Genomic DNA, 6,511 nt, shown 5'->3' with positions numbered 1-6,511 from the left:
ACGCCGACACCATGTGGATCGACGGTGTGCGGCCGAATCTCGCGCGGCTCGCCGAAGCGTTCGATCCCGAGCGGATGGACATCCTGCTGTTGATGGCGCCGACCGCCAACAGCATCGGCTATGCCGGATCCGGCGACTACGCCATGCTGACCGACGGCGCGCTGCGCCGCCGCAAGGAAAATCAGGTGGTGCCGTTCGTCTATGCCGGCGTGGCGATTCTGTCGCCGGCGTTGTTCGCAAACGCGCCGGGCGGCGAATTCTCGCTGACAAAACTGTTCGACCGCGCCAACGAGCAGGAGCGCCTGTTCGGCCTTCGGCTGGACGGCCTGTGGATGCACGTCGGCACCCCCGACGCGGTGCACGCCGCCGAAGAAGCGTTTCTCGCCAGCGTGGCGTGAGACTGATTCTTGCTGCATTGCCGCGCCGGTCCCGCGCCCCCTCTCCGTCATTGCGAGGAGCCCTTGCGACGAAGCAATCCAGCCTTTGCTTGTGGCTCTGGATTGCCGCGTCGCAAGGGCTCCTCGCAATGACGGCTACTGGGGCCTGAGAATCGCTGCTCCGACTCCCGCCGCGTTTCTGCCCATGCCATGATGCATCCTGTTCGCGAATCAGGATGTTCATGCGCGTCTTCAGTGTTCCCCCCTCGGCGCCGTTTCTGCGCACGTTGATCACCGCACTGGTCGATGGCCGGCTGGTCGAGGGATTTTCCGCGCGCGAAGCGCCGGAAAAGCTCGCCACCGCGACGCTGTATCTGCCGACCCGCCGCGCCGGCCGCATGGCACGCGAGATTTTTCTCGACGTACTCGACGCCGACGCCGTGGTGCTGCCACGCATCGTCACCTTCAACGACATCGACGAAGACGAAATCGATTTTGCGCAAGAAGCACCACAGACCAATTTTGCCGAGCTCGACACGCTGCCCGCTCTCGACGGGCTGCAGCGTCGGCTGCTGCTGGCGCAGTTGATCGCGGCCTGGGCCAAGCGCATTGCGCCCGGCGATCCCGCGCAGACGCCTTTGGTGGTCGGCGGGCCCGCTTCGACGCTGAAGCTCGCCGACGACCTGGCGCGGCTGATGGACGACATGGTGACGCGGAAAGTCGACTGGGCGTCCCTCGATGGCCTGGTGCCCGACGCACTCGACAAATACTGGCAGCTGACGCTGCAGTTTCTCAACATCGCCAGGGAAGTCTGGCCGGATATCCTGAAGGCCTACGGTCGCATCGAACCGGCAGCGCGGCGCGACATCCTGATCGAAGCCGAGGCGGCACGGCTGACAGCGCATCAGGACGGCCCGGTGATCGCCGCCGGCTCCACCGGCTCGATGCCCGCGACGGCAAAGTTTCTCCGCGCCATCGCCGACCTGCCAAATGGCGCCGTTGTGCTGCCCGGACTCGATACCGACCTCGATGACGAAGCGTGGCAACTGATCGGCGGCTCCGACGATGCGCCGCCGTCGTCGAACCATCCGCAATTCGCGATGTTCGGCCTGCTGCAGCGCTTTGGTATCAAGCGCAGCGATGTGGAGACGCTGGGCACGCCGTCGCCTTTGGGCCGCGAGATGCTCGCCTCGGAGACCATGCGGCCGTCGAACGCCACGGCGCAGTGGCATACGCGGCTGGCGCAGCCCGCCGTGACGCAAAAGATCGCCGACGGCATGCAGAAGCTCGCCGTCATCGCCGCCGCCAATCCGGAGATGGAGGCGCTGGCGATTGCGGTGGCGATGCGCGAGGCGCGCGAACTCGGTATCACCGCCGCGCTGGTGACGCCGGATCGCGCGCTCGCCCGCCGCGTGATGGCGGCGCTCGGCCGCTGGAATCTGGAGGTTGACGATTCCGGCGGCGATGCCCTGATGGACACGCCGCATGGCATTTTCGCGCGACTTGCCGCAGAAGCCGTTGCCGAAGGGCTGGAGCCCGCGACCCTGCTCGCGCTGCTGAAACATCCGCTGCTACGGCTCGGCCGCGCCGCAGGCGGCTGGAAGAGCGCAGTGGAAACGCTGGAAATGGCGCTGCTGCGCGGCACGCGACCGGAAGCGCGTAGCGACGGACTGGCGAAGGATTTTGCCCGGTTTCGCGATGAACTGGCAAAGCTGCGGCGACAGGAGACCTCGTCGCTGCACGCGGCGGAGCCACGCACCAAACTCGGCGACGACAGGCTGATCGAAGCGGAAGCGTTGATTGCAGCGCTTCGCGAGGCACTGTCGCCGCTCGAACGCATCGATCGCTTCAAGCCGCACGACTTTGCCGATCTCGCGAAGCGGCATCAGGATGTCGTCAAGGCGCTGTCGCTCGACGAGATCGGGCTCTGCTCGGGCTTCGACGGCCATCAGGGGCAGGCGCTGGCCAAGGCCTTCGACGAACTGTTGGGCGACATCGCCAACGGCCAGATAGCGCCGAGTGGATTGATGGTGCCGCTCGGCGACTATGCCGAGGTGTTTCACACCGCATTCGGCGACAAGACCGTGCGTCGCCCGGAAGTCGCCCATGCCCAACTGCGCATCTATGGCCCGCTCGAAGCGCGGCTGACGCAGAGCGACCGCGTCATCATCGGCGGGCTCGTCGAGGGCATCTGGCCGCCGGCGCCGCGGATCGATCCATGGCTGAGCCGACCGATGCGACACCAGCTCGGGCTCGATCTGCCGGAGCGCCGCATCGGCCTGTCCGCGCACGATTTCACGCAGTTGCTCGGCGCCGACGACGTCATCCTCAGCCATGCCGCCAAAGTCGGCGGCGCGCCGGCGGTGGCGTCGCGCTTCCTTCACCGGCTCGAAGCGGTCGCCGGCGAGGCGCGCTGGGACGCCGCGGTGGCAGCGGGCGAGAAATATATCCACTACGCCGACGCACTCGACCGCCCGCATGCCGTCACGCCGATCGCGCAGCCGACGCCACGCCCGCCGCGCGAGGCGCGACCGACCAGGCTGTCGGTCACCGCGATCGAGGACTGGCTGCGCGATCCCTACACAATCTACGCCAAATACATTTTGCGGCTGGCGCCGCTCGATCCCGTCGATATGCCGCTGTCGGCCGCCGATCGCGGCTCGGCGATCCACGAATCGCTCGGCGACTTCACCAGGCAATTCAGCACCGCATTGCCCGACGATCCCGCTCGCGTGCTGCGCGATATCGGCGAGAAACATTTTGCACCGCTGATGACGCGGCCGGAGGCCCGCGCGCTGTGGTGGCCGCGCTATCTGCGCATCGCCTCGTGGTTCGCCAACTGGGAGATCGACCGGCGGCTGAACGTCGCCAGCATCGATGCCGAACAGCGCGGCGAGATCGCGATCCCGCTCGACAGCGGCCGCACGTTCTATCTCTCGGCCCGCGCCGACCGCATCGAGCGCCGCCCGGATCGCACCTTCGCCATTATCGACTACAAGACCGGCCAGCCGCCATCCGGCAAGCAGGTCCGCATGGGGCTGTCGCCGCAGCTCACGCTGGAGGCGGCCATTTTGCGCGAGGGCGGCTTTGAAAATATCCCGGCCGGCGCATCGGTCAGCGAGCTGGTCTATGTCCGGCTCAGCGGCAACAACCCGCCGGGCGAAGAGAAGGTCGTCGATCTCCGGATCGACCGCAAGGACGAGCCGCAATATCCCGACCAGGCCGCCGATGAAGCGCGTGCCAAGCTCACCGCGCTGATCCTGAAATTCGAGGACGCGACCACGCCCTACGCGTCGCTCAGCCTGTCGATGTGGTCGAACCGCTATGGCGCCTATGACGCCCTGGCGCGGATCAAGGAATGGTCCGCCGCCGGCGACGCCGGAGGCGAGTCATGAGTGCCCCGCGCAACATCCCCGCTGAAGCCACCGCGAAGCAAGCGCGCGCCTCGGACCCGACGGCGTCGGTGTTCGTGTCGGCCAATGCCGGCTCGGGCAAGACCTATGTGCTCGTCAATCGCGTGATCCGACTGCTGTTGAGCGGCGTGCCGCCCGAAAAGATTCTCTGCGTGACCTTCACCAAGGCCGCCGCCGCCAACATGGCGGAGCGGGTGTTCACTACGCTCGGTCACTGGGTGACGCTGGACGACACCGCGCTCGACCAAGCGATCCGCAATGCCGGCATCGCCGCACCGGACCGGAAGACGCGCATGCGTGCGCGAGAGCTGTTTGCCTGCGCGCTGGAGACGCCGGGTGGGCTGAAGGTGCAGACCATTCACGCGCTGTGTACGCGGCTGCTGCAGCAGTTTCCATTCGAGGCCAACGTGCCAGCGCGGTTCAGCGTGCTCGACGACCGCGATCAGAACGAGATGATGGAGCGCGCCTCGCTCGACGTGCTGCTGCAGGCCGCGGCTCATCCGGACAGCGCTCAGGGTCGCGCCTTGGCGACCGCCATGACCTCTGCCGCCGACGTCACCTTTCGCGACGTGGTGCGCGAGGCCTCGCTGAGCCGCGACCAGTTCCTGGCCTGGACCGAACGCGCCGGCAGCGTGGAGGCTGCGATGGCGCAACTGTCGCAGGCGCTCGGCGTTCAGCCTGACGATTCCACGGAGGCGGTCGAGCTGGAGATGGTGGATGGCCCGCATCTGCCGCGAAGGCGCTGGGAATCCGCGGCGGAAGTCTTTGAAACCGGCAGCAAGACCGATGGCGATCAGGCGGCGCGGCTGCGCGGCGCGCTCGATCTCGACGGCAGCGCGCAGGTCGATGAATATTTGCGCGTATTCTTCACCGGCACCATGGAGCCGCGCAAGGCGCTGGCCACCAAGAAGATCAATGACGGCCATCCCGGCCTCGCCGCCACGCTGAGGAACGAGTGCGAGCGCCTGTCCGCGCTGCTGGCGCGCCGCCGCGCCGTGGCCATGCGCGACCGCACCCAATCGCTGCTGGTGATCGCCACCGGCGTTGCCGCCAACTACGCGCGCGAGAAGCAGGAGCGCGGGCTGCTCGACTACGACGACCTGATCGACAAGACGCTGGAGATGCTGGAGCGGGTGTCGTCGAGCTGGGTGCACTACAAGCTCGATCGCGGCGTCGATCACGTGCTGATCGACGAGGCGCAGGACACCAGCCCGCGGCAGTGGGACATCGTCACCCACCTGATTTCGGAATTCACCTCCGGCGACGGCGCGCGCGACGGCGTCAAGCGCACCATCTTCGCGGTCGGCGACGAGAAGCAGTCGATCTTCTCATTCCAGGGCGCCGCACCGCGCGAATTCGACGAGCGTCGCCGCTCGCTGCAGAGCCGCTTCGAGAGTGCCGGTCATACCTTCGATCCGGTCGCCTTCACCTATTCGTTCCGCTCCGGCAAGGCGATCCTGCAATCGGTCGATCACGTATTCCGCGACGAGGCGATCTACCGCAGCATTCACAATGTCGGCGCCTATCCCGTGCACGAAGCGCTGGAGGATGCCGGCCCCAGCTTGATCGACCTGTGGGAATTGCAGACGCCGGATGAGCGCACGCCCATCGAAGGATGGCAAGCGCCGTTCGACTATGCCTCCGAGACCAGCCCCGAAGTGCAACTGGCGCGGCGGGTACAGGCCGAGATCAAGACGCTGATTGCCGACGGCACCGCCACCGGCGCGATCGGCCGGCGCCGGGCGCTACGCTATGGCGACATGCTGGTGCTGGTGCGCCGCCGCGGCAAGGCGTTCAACGCCATCATTCAGGCGCTGAAGCACGCCGGCATTCCGGTCGCGGGCGCGGACCGGCTGAAGCTCACCGAGCACATCGCGATCATCGACCTGATGCATCTGGCCGACGCGCTGCTGCTGCCGCAGGACGATCTTGCGCTGGCGGTGGCGCTGAAGAGCCCGCTGTTCGGGCTCGACGATGACGATCTGTTCAAGCTGGCATGGAAGCGGACGGGCACGCTGCGCGCCGCGCTGGATGAACACGCCGAAGGTAACGAAAAACTCAGTGCCGCGCGAAAACGCTTCAAGGTCTGTGAAGACCGCGTCGCCCATGAGACGCCGTTCGCCTTTTATGCCTGGCTGCTCGGCGGCGATGGCGGCCGGGCACGTATTCTGAGCAGGCTCGGCCATGAGGCCAACGACGCGCTCGATGAGTTCCTAGAGCTGGCGCTCGGCTACGAGCAGAAGGCGCCGGCGTCATTGCAGGGTTTTGTCGCCTGGCTGCGCGCCGCCGACACCGAAGTGAAGCGCGACATGGAGATCACGCGCGACGAAGTCCGCGTCATGACCGTGCATGGCGCCAAGGGCCTCGAAGCGCCGGTGGTATTCCTGGTGGATACGACGTCCTCGCCATCGGATACCCAGCGGCTTCATCTCATTCACCTGCCGCAGGGCAATGCCGCACCGCATATGCCGGGCGTGGTGGTGTGGGCCGGCAAGAAGGCCGACGATCCGCCTGATGTGGCCGCCGCTCGCGCGGCAAAAATCCAGGAGACCGAGGACGAATATCGCCGGCTGCTTTATGTGGCGATGACGCGGGCCGCCGACCGGCTGATTGTCGGCGGCTGCATGCCGGGCAACCGCAACGAGGTGCGGCCGCTATCCTGGTACGACATGATCCTGAAGGGCCTCGAAAACTCCGGCCTGCACATGCAAAACGTGCCGC

Annotated in this window: 2 protein-coding genes and 1 pseudogene; all 3 read left to right on the top strand. The window is 66.7% G+C overall.

Annotated elements, in window-relative coordinates:
* Positions 1-398, top strand: a pseudogene (locus JWR89_RS22850) (nucleotidyltransferase family protein); the annotation flags it as partial.
* A gap of 221 nt (positions 399-619) precedes the next feature.
* Positions 620-3,772, top strand: a complete 3,153-nt coding sequence (gene addB / locus JWR89_RS22845) for a double-strand break repair protein AddB (RefSeq protein WP_299720400.1) — start codon at positions 620-622, stop codon at positions 3,770-3,772.
* On the top strand, positions 3,769-6,511 hold a 2,743-nt coding region (gene addA / locus JWR89_RS22840), incomplete at its 3' end, for a double-strand break repair helicase AddA (protein WP_299720399.1). The genes addB and addA, both read left to right, overlap by 4 nt.

Origin of the sequence: Tardiphaga sp. (assembly GCF_028290785.1) — a bacterium.
In the GTDB taxonomy this organism is placed as follows: Bacteria; Pseudomonadota; Alphaproteobacteria; order Rhizobiales; family Xanthobacteraceae; genus Tardiphaga.
This window is presented reverse-complemented; position numbering and strand designations above follow the sequence as displayed.

Excerpts from the sequence above, each read along its gene's own strand:
- addB (WP_299720400.1), top strand. The coding sequence starts at position 620 with ATGCGCGTCTTCAGTGTTCCCCCCTCGGCGCCGTTTCTGCGCACGTTG.